This window comes from Curtobacterium sp. VKM Ac-2922 (assembly GCF_022815645.1).
GTDB lineage: Bacteria > Actinomycetota > Actinomycetes > Actinomycetales > Microbacteriaceae > Curtobacterium.
Window position 1 is genome coordinate 30,027 of record NZ_JALGRO010000014.1, and the last position, 18,074, is coordinate 48,100.

General features: G+C 70.3%; 17 protein-coding genes. 3 read left to right on the forward strand and 14 right to left on the reverse strand.

Features of this window, described 5'->3' with window-relative positions; all coding sequences use genetic code 11:
* Window positions 1-45: 45 nt before the first annotated feature.
* The gene (locus MT346_RS15415) at window positions 46-906 is read left to right on the forward strand and encodes a Bax inhibitor-1/YccA family protein (protein ID WP_243563979.1); all 861 of its coding nucleotides are present in this window, start codon (window positions 46-48) and stop codon (window positions 904-906) included.
* A gap of 368 nt (window positions 907-1,274) precedes the next feature.
* On the opposite strand, the gene guaA is transcribed toward MT346_RS15415, so the two are convergent.
* Genes guaA through MT346_RS15450 form a run of 7 tightly spaced genes read right to left on the reverse strand, consistent with a single transcriptional unit; the run spans window position 1,275 to window position 7,957 of the window.
* Complete coding sequence (gene guaA, locus MT346_RS15420) at window positions 1,275-2,864, reverse strand: glutamine-hydrolyzing GMP synthase (protein WP_243563980.1); 1,590 nt, start codon at window positions 2,862-2,864, stop codon at window positions 1,275-1,277.
* Complete coding sequence (locus tag MT346_RS15425; protein WP_243563981.1) at window positions 2,861-3,307, reverse strand: DUF3817 domain-containing protein; 447 nt, start codon at window positions 3,305-3,307, stop codon at window positions 2,861-2,863. The genes guaA and MT346_RS15425 overlap by 4 nt, the downstream gene beginning before the upstream one ends.
* Window positions 3,308-3,317: 10 nt before the next feature.
* Window positions 3,318-4,130: an SURF1 family protein gene (locus MT346_RS15430; protein ID WP_243563982.1), complete on the reverse strand. Its 813-nt coding sequence runs from the start codon at window positions 4,128-4,130 to the stop codon at window positions 3,318-3,320.
* A gap of 5 nt (window positions 4,131-4,135) precedes the next feature.
* Window positions 4,136-5,551: a cation:proton antiporter gene (locus MT346_RS15435; RefSeq protein WP_243563983.1), complete on the reverse strand. Its 1,416-nt coding sequence runs from the start codon at window positions 5,549-5,551 to the stop codon at window positions 4,136-4,138.
* A 4-nt stretch (window positions 5,552-5,555) separates the two neighbouring features.
* The gene (locus tag MT346_RS15440; protein WP_243563984.1) at window positions 5,556-6,089 is read right to left on the reverse strand and encodes a cation:proton antiporter regulatory subunit; all 534 of its coding nucleotides are present in this window, start codon (window positions 6,087-6,089) and stop codon (window positions 5,556-5,558) included.
* Window positions 6,090-6,149: 60 nt separating this feature from the next.
* Window positions 6,150-6,770 (reverse strand): response regulator transcription factor, encoded by a 621-nt coding sequence (locus MT346_RS15445; protein ID WP_243563985.1) that lies wholly within the window; start codon window positions 6,768-6,770, stop codon window positions 6,150-6,152.
* Window positions 6,767-7,957, reverse strand: coding sequence for a sensor histidine kinase (locus MT346_RS15450; RefSeq protein WP_243563986.1), 1,191 nt, complete (start codon window positions 7,955-7,957; stop codon window positions 6,767-6,769). Before MT346_RS15450 ends, MT346_RS15445 begins: the two co-directional genes overlap by 4 nt.
* Before the next feature lie 147 nt (window positions 7,958-8,104).
* Here MT346_RS15450 and MT346_RS15455 point away from each other — a divergent pair, with 147 nt between their 5' ends.
* Complete coding sequence (locus MT346_RS15455) at window positions 8,105-9,211, forward strand: ABC transporter permease (RefSeq protein ID WP_243563987.1); 1,107 nt, start codon at window positions 8,105-8,107, stop codon at window positions 9,209-9,211.
* On the forward strand, window positions 9,208-9,912 hold the full coding sequence (locus MT346_RS15460) for an ABC transporter ATP-binding protein (RefSeq protein WP_243563988.1): 705 nt from the start codon (window positions 9,208-9,210) through the stop codon (window positions 9,910-9,912). The genes MT346_RS15455 and MT346_RS15460 overlap by 4 nt, the downstream gene beginning before the upstream one ends.
* A 63-nt stretch (window positions 9,913-9,975) precedes the next feature.
* Here MT346_RS15460 and MT346_RS15465 read toward each other — a convergent pair whose 3' ends face one another.
* The 7 genes from MT346_RS15465 to MT346_RS15495 form a co-directional block, all read right to left on the reverse strand.
* Window positions 9,976-11,847, reverse strand: a complete 1,872-nt coding sequence (locus MT346_RS15465) for a glycerol-3-phosphate dehydrogenase/oxidase (RefSeq protein WP_243563989.1) — start codon at window positions 11,845-11,847, stop codon at window positions 9,976-9,978.
* 64 nt (window positions 11,848-11,911) lie between these two features.
* Window positions 11,912-13,030 (reverse strand): GuaB3 family IMP dehydrogenase-related protein, encoded by a 1,119-nt coding sequence (locus MT346_RS15470; protein WP_243563990.1) that lies wholly within the window; start codon window positions 13,028-13,030, stop codon window positions 11,912-11,914.
* A gap of 52 nt (window positions 13,031-13,082) precedes the next feature.
* Window positions 13,083-13,265: a hypothetical protein gene (locus MT346_RS15475; RefSeq protein ID WP_243563991.1), complete on the reverse strand. Its 183-nt coding sequence runs from the start codon at window positions 13,263-13,265 to the stop codon at window positions 13,083-13,085.
* 397 nt (window positions 13,266-13,662) lie between these two features.
* Window positions 13,663-14,475 (reverse strand): ABC transporter ATP-binding protein, encoded by an 813-nt coding sequence (locus tag MT346_RS15480; protein WP_374202534.1) that lies wholly within the window; start codon window positions 14,473-14,475, stop codon window positions 13,663-13,665.
* Window positions 14,472-15,446, reverse strand: a complete 975-nt coding sequence (locus tag MT346_RS15485) for an ABC transporter ATP-binding protein (RefSeq protein WP_243563992.1) — start codon at window positions 15,444-15,446, stop codon at window positions 14,472-14,474. The genes MT346_RS15480 and MT346_RS15485 overlap by 4 nt, the downstream gene beginning before the upstream one ends.
* Window positions 15,439-16,425 carry a branched-chain amino acid ABC transporter permease gene (locus MT346_RS15490; protein WP_243563993.1) on the reverse strand — a complete coding sequence of 329 codons (987 nt, stop codon included), beginning with the start codon at window positions 16,423-16,425 and terminating at the stop codon, window positions 15,439-15,441. Before MT346_RS15490 ends, MT346_RS15485 begins: the two co-directional genes overlap by 8 nt.
* 11 nt (window positions 16,426-16,436) lie before the next feature.
* On the reverse strand, window positions 16,437-17,876 hold the full coding sequence (locus tag MT346_RS15495) for a branched-chain amino acid ABC transporter permease (protein WP_243563994.1): 1,440 nt from the start codon (window positions 17,874-17,876) through the stop codon (window positions 16,437-16,439).
* Window positions 17,877-18,074: the final 198 nt, after the last annotated feature.

Here is an 18,074-nt window from a genome sequence, read left to right on the forward strand (position 1 = left end):
TCACCGCTCCTGCACGACCTGAGACCAGAGGAATCCGAGGACACCATGGCTTTCAAGCCCGGTTTCGACCAGTCCCCCGCCTTCAACGACGCGGGCCGGAACGCTTGGAGCGCCGGCTCGCAGCAGCAGCGCGGCGGGTGGGGCCAGACCCCGCAGCAGCCCGGCATGACGCCCGAGCAGCTGCAGTACATGTACGACCGTCCGGCGGCCAACACCGTCGACACCGACCGCATGTCCTACGAAGACACGATCGTCAAGACGCTCATGGCGTTCGGCGTGCTCGTCGTCGGTGCCGTGGCCGGCTGGAACCTCCCCCCGATCGTCTGGATCGCCGGTGCAGTCATCGGGTTCGTGCTCGCCCTCGTCAACACCTTCAAGAAGAAGCCGTCCGCCGGGCTCGTCCTGGCCTACGCCTTCTTCGAGGGGCTGTTCGTCGGTGGCATCTCGGGGTACTACAACTCGGCGTTCGAGGGCATCGTCACGCAGGCCGTGTTCGGCACGCTCGGCGTCTTCTTCGTGACCCTGCTGCTGTTCCGCTCGGGCAAGGTCCGTGCGACGCCCAAGGCGACGAAGTTCTTCCTGGTCGCGATGGTCGGCTACATGGCGTTCTCGCTGGTGAACCTGGTGCTGGCGTGGACTGGCGTCACGAGCACGCCGTTCGGGCTCATGGGCGCGCCGAGCTTCCTGTTCGGCATCCCGTGGGGCGTCATCATCGGCGTCTTCGTCGTGGTGATGGCGGCGTACTCGCTCATCCTCGACTTCGACCAGATCAAGACCGGCGTCCAGCGCGGCGCTCCCCGCATCTACGGATGGACTGCAGCGTTCGGCCTGATCGTCACCCTGGTCTGGCTGTACCTCGAGATCCTGCGCATCCTCGCCATCATCGCGAGCAGCCAGCGCAACTAGCTCCTCCACGCACACATGAAGGGCCCCGGCACACGCCGGGGCCCTTCGTCGTTCCCGGCGCTCCCCCTCGTTCCGAGTCGCGACCGCGTTCCGAGTCGCGACCGGTCACAACTCCCCGCTCACGTTCGCCGAGCGGTCACGAACCGTCGCCCGGCACGCCGCCCACCGACGACGTGTGACCAGTCGACAGACCTCCAGCGGGGTGTTGCGACCAGTCGGCGCCGCTCGAGCCACTGTTGTGACCAGTCGGCGCCGCTCGAGCCACTGTTGCGACCAGTCGGTGCCGCTCGAGCCGGTGATGCCCCGGAACCCCTGGAACGACGACGGGGCCCGGCGCATCGGCACCGGACCCCGTCGTCAGGGGAGTCTCACTCCCACTCGATCGTCCCCGGCGGCTTCGACGTGACGTCGAGCACGACGCGGTTGACGTCGCGCACCTCGTTGGTGATGCGGTTCGAGATCTTCGCGAGCACGTCGTACGGCAGGCGGGTCCAGTCCGCGGTCATCGCGTCCTCGCTCGACACCGGACGCAGCACGATCGGGTGCCCGTAGGTCCGCCCGTCGCCCTGCACGCCCACGGAGCGCACGTCGGCCAGCAGCACGACCGGGCACTGCCAGATCGTGTCGTCGAGGCCGGCCGCAGTGAGTTCTTCGCGCACGATCGCGTCCGCGGACCGCAGGAGTTCCAGGCGCTCCTTGTCGACGGAGCCGACGATGCGGATGCCGAGCCCGGGCCCGGGGAACGGCTGGCGTCCGACGATGACCTCGGGCAGCCCGAGTTCACGGCCGACCGCACGGACCTCGTCCTTGAACAGGGTGCGCAGCGGTTCGACGAGCTTGAACGTCATGTCCTCGGGCAGGCCGCCGACGTTGTGGTGCGACTTGATGTTCGCGGTGCCGGATCCGCCGCCGGACTCGACGACGTCGGGGTAGAGCGTGCCCTGCACCAGGAACTCGACCTGACCGGCGCCGTCGTCGGACGAGTCGGCGCGGGCTTCGAGGACCAGGGCTTCAGCAGCGGCCTCGAACGTGCGGATGAACTCGCGCCCGATGATCTTGCGCTTCTGCTCGGGGTCGCTGACACCGGCGAGGGCGTCGAGGAACTGCTGCTCGGCGTCGACCGTGACCAGGCGGACACCGGTCGAGGCGACGTAGTCCTCTTCGACCTGCTTGCGCTCGTCGGCGCGCAGCAGCCCGTGGTCGACGAACACGCACGTCAGCTGGTCGCCGACGGCCTTGTGCACCAGGGCCGCGGCGACGGCGGAGTCGACGCCGCCGGAGAGCCCGGCGATGACCCGCGCGGAACCGACCTGCGACCGGATGCGGGCGACCTGCTCCTCGATCACGTTGTTCGAGTTCCAGTCACCGGGCAGCCCGGCGGCACGGTGCAGGAAGTTCTCGAGCACGGCCTGGCCGAACGTGGAGTGCTTGACCTCGGGGTGCCACTGCACGCCGTAGAGCTTGCGTTCGTCGGACGCGAAGGCCGCCACAGGGGTGGAGGAACTCGACGCAAGGACCTCGAAGCCCGCGGGCGCTTCGGACACCGAGTCGCCGTGCGACATCCACGTCGTCTGGGACGCCGGCTGCCCGCCGAGCAGGACCGAGTCCGTGCCGGTCACGTCGACGTCGGTGGCGCCGTACTCGCGCAGGCCGGTGTTGGCGACGGTCCCACCGAGCGCCGAGGCCATCGCCTGGAAGCCGTAGCAGATACCGAGCACGGGGACCCCGAGTTCGAGGATCTCGCCGTCGAGCGCGGGCGCACCCTGCTCGTACACGGACGACGGACCACCGGACAGCACGATCGCGGCCGGGTCCTTCGCGCGGATCTCGGCGGCACTCATCGAGTGCGGGACGATCTCGCTGTAGACGTTGGCCTCACGCACGCGGCGAGCGATGAGCTGCGCGTACTGGGCTCCGAAGTCGACGACGAGGACAGGACGCTGATCGGTCTCGCTCAACGAGCGCTCTCTTTCTCCCGCGCCTGCTGCGCGGTCAGCTCGTGGTACGTGGTCATGGCGGCCTTCTGCATGCGGTGCTCCACCACGAAGGACATGAACGGGATGATGCCGCCCAGCGCGATGAGCAGGAACCGCGACGGGCGCCAGCGCATGATGCTCCACAGGCGGAAGTCCATGAAGAGGTACACGACGTACAGCCACCCGTGGGCGATCAGGATCGCGATCGACAGGTTGAACGTGCCGGGGGCCTGGCCGGCGGTGCCGTTCGGGACGAAGAACGTCGGGCCACCGAGCTGCATCTCGAGCTGGAGCGGCGTGTACTTGATGATCACCTCGATCACCAGGGCGAGCAGCAGCACACCGGTGATGTACGCGGAGATGCGGTACAGCCGCACCGCCCCCGGGATCTTGGGGATGTCGCGGGTACGGACGGTCAGGGCCATGGCAGCAATCCTACCGTCGGTCGGACGTTGCCCCGGCGGCGCTGTCAGCACCGTCAGCACCCTCGGCGGGGAACCCGAGGTCGGCCTGCAGACGCTCGTCCTCTTCGCGCTCCCAGGTGTCCTTCACGAACCGCCACCACAGGAACACGGCGAAGCCGGCGAACACGACCCACTCGATCGCGTAGAACAAGTTGAGCCAGTCGAACTGGACCTCGCGCGTGGGGGCGCGGTCGGCGATGGTGCCGAGGTCGGCTGCCGACGCGGTCGTGCCGTCGGCGACGACGTACCCGCCGTACATCCGGTCGTCGAACGCCTTCCACGTGTTGACGAACCGCGCGGGGGCGACGGCCGAGTACTCGGACTGCTGGAACGCGTCCTGGTCCGGCGACTCGGACGGGTAGTACCGGCCCTGGACCGTCACGGTCGCGCCGTCCGCCAGACGGTTACCACCGGCGACGGCGGCAGACCGCTGGTCGGACCAGCCGATGACGACCGGGAGGCTCGCACCGGTGGTCGTGTCGACCATGTGTCCGACGGTCTGGTAGCGACCACCGCCGCTCCGCCCGGTCAGCACGGTCGTGTCACCGGCCACGAAGCGGCCGGTGACGGTCACCTTCTGTCCGGCGAGGCTGTCGCCCACGCCGCGCTCGGGCTTCGAGACGTCGGACAGGACCTGCCGCGTCTCAGTCGTGGCGGGCGCCGGCTTGCCGTTCTCGATGCTCCGCTCGAGCTGCCACTTGCCCAGGAAGGCGAACACCGCAGCGAGGACCAGCGCCAGCAACAGCAGCGCGATCCACCTCGGTCGACGGGCGACGGCCCACATGCGTGTCAGTACTCCGGATCACGTGCTCGGGCCGGGCGTTCGGGACGCTCGGCGGGGATCTCGACGGACGACGTGCCGGTGCTCACCGTCTCCGGTTCGGCATCGGCAGTCGTCTCCGGTGCACCATTCTCGCGCTCGTCCCTGCCAGCCGCCTCCACGAGCGCGAACTCCTCGGCGAACCGGCGGTCGCGCTCGGCCTTGCGTGCGGCCGCGGCCTCGGCCGCGGCGCGCTCGCGTCCACGGAGCTTGCGCACCCGCCCCGGGCGGAGCACCAGGCGGCCGATGCGGTCGGAGTTCGTGGCGAGGATCGGTCCCAACACGGCCATGATCAGGACGTACAGGCCCGCGAAGGCGGTGATCCGTTCCTCCAGTCCGGCGGCAGCCGACAGCGTCGCGAGGATCAGCGCGAACTCGCCACGGTTCACCAGGATGACGGCGGTGTTGATGCCCTGCTGCGCACTGAAGCCGTTCATGCGGGCGACCAGCTGGCCTGCGACGGCGTTCAGCACGACGGTCATGCCGATCGCGCCGAGGACGGGCCAGAGCACCTCGCCGAAGGTCGAGATGTCGAGGCCCAGGCCGAAGTTGACGAAGAAGAAGGCCGCGAAGACGTCGCGCATCGGCAGGGCGAGCTGCTCGATCCGGTCGCGGTAGCGGGTCGCACCGCACAGCAGCCCGATGACGAAGGCGCCGATGGCGTCGGTGACGCCGAGCAGGTCGCCGATGCCACCGAACATCACGGCCAGGCCGAAGAACAGCACGGTGAACAGCTCGTCGTCGCGGGTGGCGAAGATCTTCGAGACCTGTTTGCCACCCCAGCGCGCCAGGCTGAACATGACGATGAGGAACCCGAACGCCAGGCCGAGCTTGCCGATCACGCCCCAGATGTTCGTGTCGCCGGACAGCACGACCGACACGATCGCCAGGTAGATCGCGATGAAGACGTCCTCGATGACGGTGACGCCGAGGATCATCGGGGTCTCGTCGTTCGCCAGCCGCCGCAGCTCGATCAGCAGCTTCGTGACGATCGCGCTCGACGACGTCGCGGTCATGCCCGCGATCACCAGGGCTTCGCGCGTGCCCCAGCCGAGCGAGAAGCCGAAGGCGAACCCGACGGCCATGTTGATCGCGACGTACGTGCCGCCGGAGACCAGGAGCTTGCCGGCGTTGCCGTAGAACTCTTCTTGGTCGAACTCCAGCCCCAGGTTGAACAGCAGCAGGATCAGCCCGAAGGTCGCGATCAGCTCGATCGTGTGGGACTCGACGCTCAGCCCGATCCACGGCGTGTGCGGGCTCGCGATGAGTCCGACGACCATGTAGATCGGGATGGCGGGGAGCCCGATGAGCTTGCCGAGTCGGCCCAGGACGTAGGCGATGAGGAACAGGCCGCCGATGGTCAGCAGCTCACCACCCAGGTGCATGCCGCTAGCTCCGGGGCGGCGCCTCGGCCGCAGATGCCGCCGCGAGTGCACCGCTGCGGTAGAACGAGAACGCCTTGGCGACCTTCTCGGGAGCGCCGGCGACCACGATGGTGTCGCCCGGGAACACGACGAAGTCCGCCGAGGGGGCGGGGTTGGCGCTGTCGCCACGGACGACGGCGACGACGGTCAGGCCGATGAAGCCGGAGTCGTGCAGGTCGCCGAGTGGCTTGCCGGCGATCGCGTCCTCGTAGTCGACGGAGAACCAGTCGATCGACAGACCCGGGATCTCGTCGAGCTTGTCGAGGCCCTCGGTGATACGGGTGCCGCCCAGCAGTTCGGCGAGGGTGTGGGCCTCGTCGTCGCTCAGGCGCAGCGAGACCTTCTCGGACTTGTCGGCGCCGTCGGAGACGTCAGCGAAGGAGATGAGGTCGGAGTGACCCGACCTGTGCGTGATGACCCCGCACTTGCCACCGTCGTCGGTGTAGAAGCTGTGCAGCACGCCGACTCCGGGGAGTTTGACGCGATGAACGTCGACCATGATGGCTCCCTTTCCCAGGACACCCATGCTAACCACCGTGGGCGCTCGCGCATTCCGTTCTCAGCGCAGCAGTCCGAGTGACCGCGCTGCCGACACGGCCGCGGTGCGCGAGGACACCCCGAGCTTCGAGAACACGTGCACCAGGTGCGTCTTCACGGTGGCGTCGGTGATGTGCAGGGCTGCGGCGACGTCGCCGTTGGACGCTCCCGACGCCACGAGTCGCAGCACCTCGAGCTCGCGCGCGGACAGGCTGACCCGCGGCGAGCGCACCCGCTCCATCAGCCGGCTGGCGATGACCGGGGCCAGGGCGCTCTCGCCCGCGGCGGCGGCCCGGACGGCGGCCAGCAGTTCGTCCGGCGGGGCGTCCTTGAGCAGGTAGCCGCTCGCCCCGGCCTCGACGGCGCCCAGGATGTCGCCGTCGGTGTCGTAGTTGGTCAGGACGAGCACGTAGGGCGGGGCGTCGAGCGCTCGGATCGCGCGGGTGGCGTCCGCTCCGGTCTGGGCCTGCCCGAACTGCAGGTCCATGAGCACGAGTTCGGGCGCCAGCTCGGCAGCCAGGGCGACGGCCTGCGCAGGGACAGCGGCCTCGCCCACCACGGTGATGTCGGCGGCGGTGTCGAGCAGTGCCCGCAGGCCGGCCCGCACCACGGGGTGGTCGTCGGCGATCACGACGCGGATCACGGCGCACCGCCCAGGACGACCCGCACGGTGGTGCCGCTGCCGGGTGCCGAGTCGACGTCGAGCCGGCCGTCGAGCTGCCGCACGCGCTCGGTCATCGCGGCCAGGCCGAACGAGTCGCTGGACCCGGCGCGCGCCCGGACGGCCACCGGGTCGAACCCGCGGCCGTCGTCGGACACGGTCAGGGTGGCGCAGGGGCCGTCGACGACCAGGGTGATGCGGACCGCCGTGGCCTCGGCGTGCTGCACGACGTTGGCCAGGGCCCCCTGGGTGATCCGCAGCAGCGCGGTCTGCGTGGCCATGGGCAGCGTCACCTGCTCGGGCACGTCGACGTGGACGGCCAGGCCGGCGCCGGCCAGCCCGGCCCCGGCACGGTGCGATCCCGCCAGTCGGTCGAGCGCCGACCCGATCCCCTGCTCGAGCGTCGGCGGGCTGAGCTCACGGATGAAGCGCCGGGTGTCGGCCAGCCCCTCGGCAGCGGTCTGACGGGCCAGTCGGACGTGCTCGATGCCCGGTCGCTCACCGTCGGCCGATTCGGCAGCGTGCAGCAGCATCTGGATGCTCGAGAGTCCCTGTGCGACTGTGTCGTGGATCTCGCGAGCGAGTCGCGCTCGTTCGGCCAGGACCCCCTGCTCGTGCTGCGTCGCGGCGAGTTCGTCCTGCGTCCGGATGAGCCGGGCGACCAGATCCTCGCGCTCACGTGCCTCTTGCGCGAGTGCCCGGTAGCCGAGTCCGATGAGCAGGGCGACGCCGGCGCCGACGAGCGGTCCGACCACCCCGCCGACGGTGAACCCGCCGTGCAGGCCCAACGCCACGATCGCGATCCCGGTGGCGACGAGCACGGCCACGGGTCCGACGACCCGCGGCAGGACGTGCAGGTACAGGAAGAACAGCGGGAAGACCAGGTACGCGGCCTCGGGGACGAGCACGAGCAGCGCGATCCAGACCACCGTCAACGTGACGAGCCACACGGCTCCGGCGAGGACGCGGCGGGTCGGCCGGGTCGCCGCTGCCAGGCCGCCGAGCACGTACACGATCGCGAAGACGACGACGAGTGCCAGGGCGGACCACGAGGTGCGTCCGGGTTCGACGAGCACGCGCACGACGACGAGTGCCGTGAGGGCGGCGACCAGGACGTGGAGTCCCGTCCGCAGCCCCACGAACACCGGCGTGAGCGTGCTGTGCGACATCGGTGTCCAGCGTAGGGAGCACGCCGCCGGCGGGCATCAACCGAACGGTCGATGCCAGGACCACACCCACCGGCGATGTCCCGGCGCGACCGCCCCGCGAGGCTGGATGCCGTGCCGTGGACCGTCCCGGCACGGAGAGGAGTCAGCGTGTTCGTCGCCTGGCGTGACCTGCGGCATGCGCGGGGTCGATTCGTCCTGATCGGGAGCGTCGTCGCCCTGATCACCCTGCTGGTCGGGTTCCTGGCCGGCCTGACCGGCGGTCTGGCGTCGCAGAACGTGTCGGCGGTGCTGGGTCTGCCGGGCGACCGTCTGGTCCTGCAGCAGCCGTCCACCGGGCAGCCCTCGTTCGCGCAGTCCACGATCGACGAGCAGGCGCGGGTCGGCTGGCAGGACGCGGCCGGGGTCGACGAGGTCGTGCCCGTCGGGATCGTGCAGGGTCGCGCCACCGCCGGTCGTGCCGCTTCCGCCGGCGCCGACACCGCCGTGGGCGTCGCACTGGTCGGGTTGCCGCACGGCAGCGGCGGCGCACGTGGGTCGGTCGTGGCCGATCTCGCCCCGCGGGCCGACGACCAGGTCGGGCTGTCCGCCGGAGCGGCGCACGACCTGGGTGCCGCCGTCGGGGACCGCGTGACCGTCGCCGGCTCGACCTTCCGCGTCGCCTCGGTGGGCGGCGACGCCTGGTACAGCCACACACCCGTGCTCGCGCTCACCCCGGACGCCTGGGCGGCGGCCGACCGCCGTCTCGGCGGCGACGGAGCCGCGACCGTGCTCGCCGTGAGCGGGACGCCGGACTGGTCCGCCGTCTCCGCACGGACGCACACGTCGGCGGCGACACCGCTCGGCAGCCTGACCGCGCTCGAGACCTTCCGATCCGAGGTCGGATCGCTCGGGCTCATGATCGCGATGCTGTTCGGGGTCTCGGCGCTCGTCGTCGGGGCGTTCTTCACGGTCTGGACGATGCAGCGGGCCGGGGACGTCGCCGTGCTCAAGGCCCTCGGTGCGAGCACACCCTCACTCGTCCGCGATGCCCTCGGGCAGGCGCTCGTCGTGCTGGTCGCCGGGATCGGTGTCGGCACGGTCGCGGTCGTCGCCCTCGGAGTCGCAGCGGGCGGCGCGCTGCCGTTCATGCTCAGCCCCCTCACCACCCTGCTGCCCTCGGTCGCGATGGTCCTGCTGGGCCTGGCGGGCGCCGCCGTCGCCCTGCGCACCGTCACCGCCGCCGACCCCCTCACCGCACTCGGGAGCAACCGATGATCACCCTCGACGACGTCACCCTCACCTTCCCCGACGGCGCCACCCGCACCACGGCCGTCGACCACGTCACCCTGCGCGCCGACGCCGGCCTGGTGACGGGGATCACCGGCCCCTCCGGCTCGGGCAAGTCCTCGCTGCTGGCGGTCGCGGCGACGCTGATCCGGCCGGACTCGGGGCGGGTGCTGATCGGCGACCTCGACGCGACCGGGCTCGACCGGCGTGCGGCCGCCGAACTCCGCCGCGACCGGATCGGGATCGTGTTCCAGCAGTCGAACCTGCTGCCGGCGCTCACCGCCCGCGAACAGCTGCTCGTGATGGGACGGCTCGGCACCACGGACCGCGCGGGTCGTGCCCGCATCGCCGCCCGCGCGGACGACCTGCTCGACACCGTCGGACTCACCGCCCATGCCGACAGGCGACCGGCACAGCTGTCCGGCGGCCAGCGGCAACGGGTCGCCATCGCCCGGGCGCTGGTGCACGACCCCGACGTGCTGCTGGTCGACGAGCCGACGAGCGCGCTCGACCAAGAGCGGGGTGCTGCGGTGATGGACCTGGTCCATCGTCTGACGCACGAGCGCGGGACCGCCACGCTGTTGGTCACGCACGACCTGGTCCACCGTGCCGCGCTGGACGCGCTGGTGACCGTCGTCGACGGCGCCGTCACGCGGATCGAGCAGGCCGCGCCGGCGAACGCAGCGTGACCAGCAGACGGACGGGAGGCCCGTGACCAGCCGGTCACGCGCCTCCTGTCCGTCGCGCCCCGCCTAGCTGGGTTCGGTCGTCTTCTCGCCGACCACCTGCTCGTCCGACGCCGTGGCGCCCTCGGCGCCACTGGAGCGGCCGCCGCCGACGACCACGTCGTCCTCCTCGAAGCCGAACGCGATGTCCGGGGCCTCGAGCCGCACGCGGTCGGCGGACTCGTCGTCGGGCTGCAGCTGCGACTCGCGCTCGGCAGCGACACGCTTCAGGTAGTTCGCCACCTCGGCCTCGGTCTGCTCCTGGTCCCAGCCGAGCACGCCCGCCATCAGCTTCGCGGCGACGGGAGCTGCGGACTCGCCGCGGTCCCAGGCCTCGATCGAGACCCGGGTGCGGCGGGCCAGGACGTCCTCCAGGTGCAGGGCGCCCTCGTGCGACGCCGCGTAGACGACCTCGGCACCGATGTAGTCGTCGGCTCCGGGCAGGGCCTCGGCGAGCGCCGGGTCCTGCTTGACCAGGTCGAGCACCTCGGTGGCGAGCGTGCCGTACCGGTTCAGCAGGTGTTCGATGCGGACCTTGTGCACGCCGAAGGTCTTGGCCGTGCGGCCACGCTTGTTCCACGCGGCGGGGTACCCCTCGGCGCCGAGCAGCGGGATGTCCTGCGTGGTCGACGCCGGGATGCGGCCGTCCATCGCGGCCACGGCCTCGTCGATGGCGTCCTTGCCCATCACGCGGTAGGTCGTCCACTTGCCGCCGGCCACGACCACCAGCCCGGGGGCGGTGTGCGCGACGACGTGCTCGCGGCTGAGCTTCGACGTGACGTCGGACTCGCCCGCCAGCAGCGGTCGCAGGCCGGCGTAGACGCCCTCGACGTCCTCGCGGGTGAGCGGCACACGCAGGACCTTGTTGACGTGTTCGAGGATGTAGTCGATGTCGGCCGCGGTGGCGGCGGGGTGCGCCTTGTCGAGGTACCAGTCGGTGTCGGTGGTGCCGACCAGCCAGTGGCGGCCCCACGGGATCACGAACAGCACGCTCTTCTCGGTGCGCAGGATCATGCCCATGTTCGACTGGAACCGGTCGCGCGGCACGACCAGGTGCACGCCCTTCGATGCACGGACCTTGAACTGCCCGCGCGTGCCGACCATCGCCTGGGTGTCGTCGGTCCAGACGCCGGTGGCGTTGACGACCTGCTTGGCCCGGATGTCGAACTTCTCACCCGTCTGGATGTCGTGCGCGTGGGCGCCGACCACGCGCTCGCCGACCTTGATGAAGCCCTCGATCCGCACGCGGGCGGCGGCGTGGGCGCCGTAGGACGCCGCGGTGCGCACCAGCGACGCGACGTAGCGGGCGTCGTCGACCTGGGCGTCGTAGTAGGTCATGCCGCCGACGAACGCGTCCTTCTTCAGCGACGGCATCGACCGCAGCACCTGCGTGCGGGTGAGGTGCCGGTGGTGCGGGACCCCGGGCGGGCGGCCACCGGACCAGCTGAAGGCGTCGTACATCGCCATGCCGATCCCGATGTAGAAGCGCTCCCACACGCGGTGGTTGAGCGGGTACAGGAAGCGGACCGGCTTGACCAGGTGCGGGGCGATGCGCTGCAGCAGCAGGCCGCGTTCGATCAGGGCCTCGCGCACCAGGGTGAAGTTGAGCTGTTCGAGGTACCGGATGCCGCCGTGCACGAGCTTCGACGAGCGGCTCGACGTGCCCGATCCCCAGTCGCGGGCCTCGACGATCCCGACGCTCAGGCCACGGGTGACGGCGTCGAGGGCGCTGCCCCCGCCGACGATCCCACCACCGACGACCAGGACGTCGAGCTCCCTCGTCTTCAGTGCTTCGATCGCATCGGCCCGTTCCTCCGGTCCGAGCTTCGCCTGGGGATCGAACCCCGCCGTGCCGAACGCACCGCCGGGTGCCTTCTTGCCCGAGACCGTCGTTGCCATCATCGCCTCCGCGTCACCGTGGTGGAGCAGCACGTCAGCGTGCTGCCGTCCGGCGCCGGTGCACTCAGCGGTGGTAGGGCGCCACGACCACTTCTACTCGCTGGAACTCCTTGGCGTCGGAGTACCCGGTGGTGGCCATCGACCGTCGCAGGGCACCGACGATGTTCGCGCGGCCGTCCCAGGTGGGGGTCGGGCCGTTCAGGACGCTCTCGAGCGGGGCGATGGTGCCGACCTCGACACGACGACCTCGCGGGAGTTCCGGGTGGTGTGCCTCGGCGCCCCAGTGGAAACCGCCGCCCGGCGCCTCGGACGCACGGGCCAGGACGGTGCCGAGCATGACGGCGTCGGCGCCCATCGCGATCGCCTTCACGACGTCGCCCGCGGTGTCGAGGCCCCCGTCGGCGATGACGTGCACGTAGCGGCCACCGGACTCGTCCATGTAGTCACGACGGGCCCCGGCGATGTCGGCGACCGCGGTGGCCATCGGCGCGTGGATGCCCAGCGCGGCACGGGTGGTCGAGGCGGCGCCGCCACCGAAGCCGACCAGCACGCCGGCCGCGCCGGTGCGCATGAGGTGCAGGGCGGCGGTGTAGGTCGACGCGCCACCGACGATCACGGGGACGTCGAGCTCGTAGATGAACTTCTTGAGGTTCAGGGGCTCGGTGTTCTGCGACACGTGCTCGGCCGACACCGTGGTGCCGCGGATCACGAACAGGTCGACACCGGCGTCGACGACCGTCTGCGAGAACTCCTGCGTGCGCTGCGGGCTGAGCGACCCGGCGACGGGGACACCAGCGGCGCGGATCTCGGCCAGGCGCGCGGTGATCAGCTCGGCCTTGACGGGCTCGGCGTAGATCTCCTGCATGCGCTTGGTGACGTTGTCGTCGGTGAGCTGGCGGATCTCGGCGTAGTAGGGCCCGGGGTCCTGGTACCGGGTCCACAGGCCCTCGAGGTCGAGCACACCCAGGATGCCGAGCTTGCCCATCTGGATGACGGTGGCCGGCGAGGCGACGGAGTCCATCGGTGCGGCCAGGATCGGCGCTTCGAACGTGAAGGCGTCGATCGACCACTGCACGTTGACGTCCTGCGGGTCGCGCGTGCGCCGCGAGGGAACCACCGCGATGTCGTCGAACGCGTACGCCCGTCGTCCGCGCTTGCCTGCACCGATCTCGACTTCACTCACCCGGCAAGCCTACCGGGCGCCCTCTGCGCGGGGCCGCATGGGTACTGGTGCGTCAGCGCGAGCGGCGGCGGCGCTGTCGGAGCACCCGCAGCGTCAGGCCCAGCCCGAGCGCCAGCACGACGAGCACGACCAGCAGCAGCGCGGCGACCTTCACGAGCAGCGCGGCACCGACGAAGAGCACCACGAACACCACCCACACCAGCGCGTCCATGGCGCGTGCCGCGATCCTGTCCACGTCGGGAACGCTACCCGTGTGGCGGTGGTGGGACGAGCCTCCAGGCTGCCACCGGCCCGTCGAGTGCGCGTCGACCGGTCACGACACCCCGTCGGACGGTCGTCGACCGGTCGCGAACCGTCGCTGGGGGCGTCGCGAGTCGACGGAACGCGACCACTCGACGGACGTGAGCGGGGTGTCGCGACCAGTGGGCACGGCAGCACGCCGCACGCCCCACACACCACGCCCCACGGCCGCACGCCCCACGCAGCACGTCCACACGGCAGCACGCCGCGCGCCGCGTGCCGCACGACGAACGGCCGCACGAGGAGCGGGGCCGCGCGGCGCATCAGCGACTGCGCACGGCCCCACTCGGTGCCGGCACCGCCCCCACAGCGACACCGGCGGGTCGACGCCCCTACTTGGCGGCGTCGACGTCCTTGGCGAGCGTCCCGAGGTACAGCTCGATGACCTTCGGGTCGTCGGCGAGCTCACGCCCGGTGCCCGAGTACGCGTTCCGCCCCTGGTCGAGCACGTACCCACGGTCGCAGATCTGCAGGCACCGGCGGGCGTTCTGCTCGACCATGATGATCGAGACCCCGGCCTTGTTGATGCGGCGCGTCCGGATGAAGGTCTCGTCCTGTCGCACCGGGGACAGACCGGCGCTCGGCTCGTCGAGCAGCAGCACCTTCGGGTCCATCATGAGCGCGCGGGCCATCGCGACCGACTGCCGCTCGCCACCGGACAGGGACCCGGCACGCTGCCCACGGCGTTGCGCCAGGACCGGGAACAGGTCGTAGATCACCTCGAGGCGCTCCGCGAACTTCGACGGCCGCAGGTACAGGCCCATCTGCAGGTTCTCCTCGATGGACAGCGAGGGGAAGACGTTGTTCGTCTGCGGCACGAACCCGACCCCCGCCTGCACGAGCTTGTTCGCCTTCATGTTCGTGATGTCCTCGCCCTGCAGGGTGACGGAGCCCTCGCGCACGGAGACCAGCCCGAACAGGGCCTTGAGCAGCGTCGACTTGCCCGCACCGTTCGGCCCGATGATGCCGATGAGCTCGCCCGGACGGCACTCGAGGTCGCACCCGTTCAGGATGTTGACGCCCGGCAGGTACCCGGCGACGAGCCCGCTGGCCCGCATCACCGGTTCCACGGTGGCGGTCGCGGCCGCACCGCTGGTCGGACTGGAGGCTCCGCTCGCGTTCACCGCGTCGCTCGCGTCGGTCATCGTGTCGCCTTCCCGTCGTCGTCGGCGTCCGCCGTCGTGTGCCCCTGCGTGGTCTGCGCGTCTGTCTGCTCTTCCTGGGCGACCTCGGCGCTGAGCTCCTCGTAGGTCTCCTCGTTCAGGAGCGCATCGTCACCCAGGTCGGTGTCGTGGTGTGCTCCGAGGTACGCGTCGATGACCGCCTGGTCGTCCATCACCGAACCGGCGGGGCCCTCGGCGACGACGCGTCCCTCGGCCATCACGACGACCCAGTCCGAGATGTGCCGGACCATGTGCATGTCGTGCTCGACGAACAGCACCGTCATGCCGTCGTCGCGCAGGGACTGGATGTGCCCGAGCAGCGACTGCGTCAGCGCCGGGTTCACCCCCGCCATCGGCTCGTCGAGCATGATCATCGTCGGGTCGGACATGAGCGCCCGGGCCATCTCGAGCAGCTTCCGCTGGCCGCCGGACAGTGATCCGGCGTAGTCGTCCCGCTTCTCCAGCAACTTGAACCGGTCGAGCAGCTCTTCGGCCTTCGCGGTGATCTCGCGCTCGCGCTTCGACCACAGCGGCCGGACCAGGGCGGCGAAGAAGTTCTCGCCGGGCTGGTCCTTCGCACCGAGCAGCATGTTCTGCATCACCGTCAGCCGCGACAGCGCCTTGGTGAGCTGGAAGGTACGGACCATGCCGGCGCGGGCGACCTTCGCGGCGCCGGTGTGGCCGAGGGTCGCACCGTTGAAGACCCAGCTGGCGTCCTTGCCGCTGGAGGGCTTGTCGAAGCCCGTCAGCAGGTTGAAGAACGTGGTCTTGCCGGCACCGTTCGGGCCGATCAGCGCCGTGATCGAGCCGCGCTGGACCTCGAGGTGGTCGACGTCGACCGCGGTCATGCCGCCGAAGCGACGGGTGATGTTGTCGACGGTCAGGATCGCGTCGGGCTTGGCGGCACCCGGGGTGTGGGCGACCGCCGTCGTGGGCGTGGGTGACTCAGACACTGAAGGTCAGCTCCTTCTTGTTCCCGAGGAGTCCCTGCGGGCGGAAGACGATGAGCAGCATGAGCGCGACGCCGACGAGCACGTACGAGAACTGCTCGGCCTGCTGCGAGTTCATGATCGAGTTGGGGATGAAGTCGCTGGCCAGGGTCCGGATGCCCAGGCGGACGACGAAGAACAGCACGGCACCGAGCACCGGGCCGAACACCGTCGCGGCCCCACCGAGGATCAGCGCCGTCCAGATGAAGAACGTCATCGAGCGGCCCATCGCGTCCGGCTGCACCGAACTCGGCAGGACGTAGATGATGCCGGCCAGGGCACCGAGTGCGCCACCGAACACGAGCGACTGCATCTTGTACGAGTAGACGCTCTTGCCGAGGGACCGGACGGCGTCCTCGTCTTCGCGGATGGCCTTGACGACGCGACCCCAGGGGCTGCGCATGAGCAGGAACAGCACGAGCGTGAACAGGGCGACCAGGCCCCAGCCGACGATCCGGATCCACCAGCCGTTGACACCGTTGTTCGAGTACGTGAACCAGAGGATGGTCGTGGTGCCGTCGGGTAGGAAGCTCAGCGCGTTGAACGGGTCGCGGTAGCTCGAGCCGGTGATGCCGTTCGAGCCGCCCGTGGTCGTGGTCAGCAGACTCGAGCGGCCGACCATGCGGATGATCTCCGCTCCCGAGATCGTCACGATCGCCAGGTAGTCACCCCGCAACCGCAGGGTCGGGATGCCGAGGATGACCGCGAAGACGACGGCGATCAGCAGCGCGACCAGGACGGCCATCCCGAAGGGCAGCCCGTTCGTGATCGAGATCGCGAAGCCGTAGGCGCCGAGCAGCAGGAACGCTGCCTGGCCCATGTTCACCAGGCCGGTGAGCCCGAAGTGCACGTTCAGCCCGATCGCGGCGAGCGCGAACGCCGCCGTGGTGGGCGCGAGGGCCTCTTGGGTCAGCGACTGGAGGAGGTTGACGATGTAGTCCATGGCGGCGCTCCTTAGCCGATCCGCTCGGCACGGCCGAAGATGCCCTGCGGCCGGAACAGCAGGATGAGGATGAGGATGACGAGGGCCGTGGCGTACTTGAAGTCGCCCGGCAGCACGAGGTTGGTGAGCTCGACGACGACGCCGATGATCATCGACCCGACCAGGGCGCCGTACGCGGTGCCCAGGCCACCGAGGGTGACGGCGGCGAACATCAGCAGCAGCAGCTGGAGTCCGGTCTGCCAGTTCACGCCGTTCAGCACCAGGCCGAGCATCACGCCGGACAGCCCGGCCAGGCCGGCGGCGAGCGTCCACACGAACCGGATGACCCGGTCGACGTCGATGCCGGACGCCGATGCCAGCGCCGGGTTGTCCGACACGGCGCGGGTCGCGCGGCCGAAGCGGGTCTTCGCCAGGAACAGGCCGGTCGCGATCAGCACGACGAGCGCGATGCCCATCGCGACGTAGGACTGCACCGTCAGCGTGACCCCGGCGAACGTCACCGTGTCGGGGTTGCTCTGCTGGATGCGGACGGTCGAGGCACCGAAGAAGTACTGGAACGCGTACTGCGCCGCGATCGACAGGCCGATCGTCACGATCATGAGCTGCGTCAGGCTGATCCGACGCCGGCGCAGGGGCTTCCAGATGACCATGTCCTGCAGGTACCCGGTCGCCGCGCAGAGCAGGACGACCACCACGCCGGCCAGCCAGACGTTCCACCCGAGCTGGTTCGCGAAGAGGTACGCCAGCAGTCCGCCGAGCGTGACCTGCTCGCCGTGGGAGAAGCTCGACAACCCGGTCGTGCCGTAGATCAGCGACAGGCCGATCGAGGCGAGGGCGAGGAGCAGCCCGAGCCGGATGCCGGACACGAACTGCTGCCAGGCACGGGCCGGACTGACGCTCGTGGACGCGTCCGACGTGGTTGCGCCCTTCTGGTCGGACAGCTGGAAGATCTGTCCCGCGTTCGCGTTGAGGTTCGCCTGCACCTCGCGCTTGGCGTCCGCAGCGTTCGTCAGGAACTGCCCCTTCGGCAGGGTGTCCTGGTCGACGGTGACGCTGTACTGCCCGGCTGCCGGCACGCTCACCGACCAGCGCCCGGCGTCCGTGGTGGTCGAGGTCGCGGTGAAGCCGCCCGGTCCGGCGACGTCGACGGCCACGCCCGCTGCGGGCTTGCGCTCCGAGTCGAGGATCGTGCCCTGGATACAGCCGTTCGTGGTGCTGACGGTGCAGGGCTGCGTGCTCGACGGCGCGGGCCCGGTCGATGCCGACGCGGACGCCGATGCCGTGGGCGTCGCGCCCGCACCGATCGCCGGCGCACTGACGGCCCAGTCGATGGCGAAGGTCGCCAGGAACGCCGCGACGAGCACGACGACGAGCAGCAGTCGGCGACGACCTGGTGCCCCGGGGCGGAACCGGCGCAACAGCGCCGGCCCCGCAGGAGTGATGGATCCCACGGAAGAGCCTCTCGTTCGGATGCCGAGGAACCTATGGGGAATTTGTGTCGCGGGTGTTTCCGAAACGTTCCCTGTGTGATTCGTGCCGAAACTGTGACCCTGTGGAGGAACGGGCCTGCCGGGGGTGGGGCGGGCCTCCTGTCCGGATCGACGCCACCGGGAGCCGGAATGCGCAACGGGGCGCGCGCGTTAGCATGG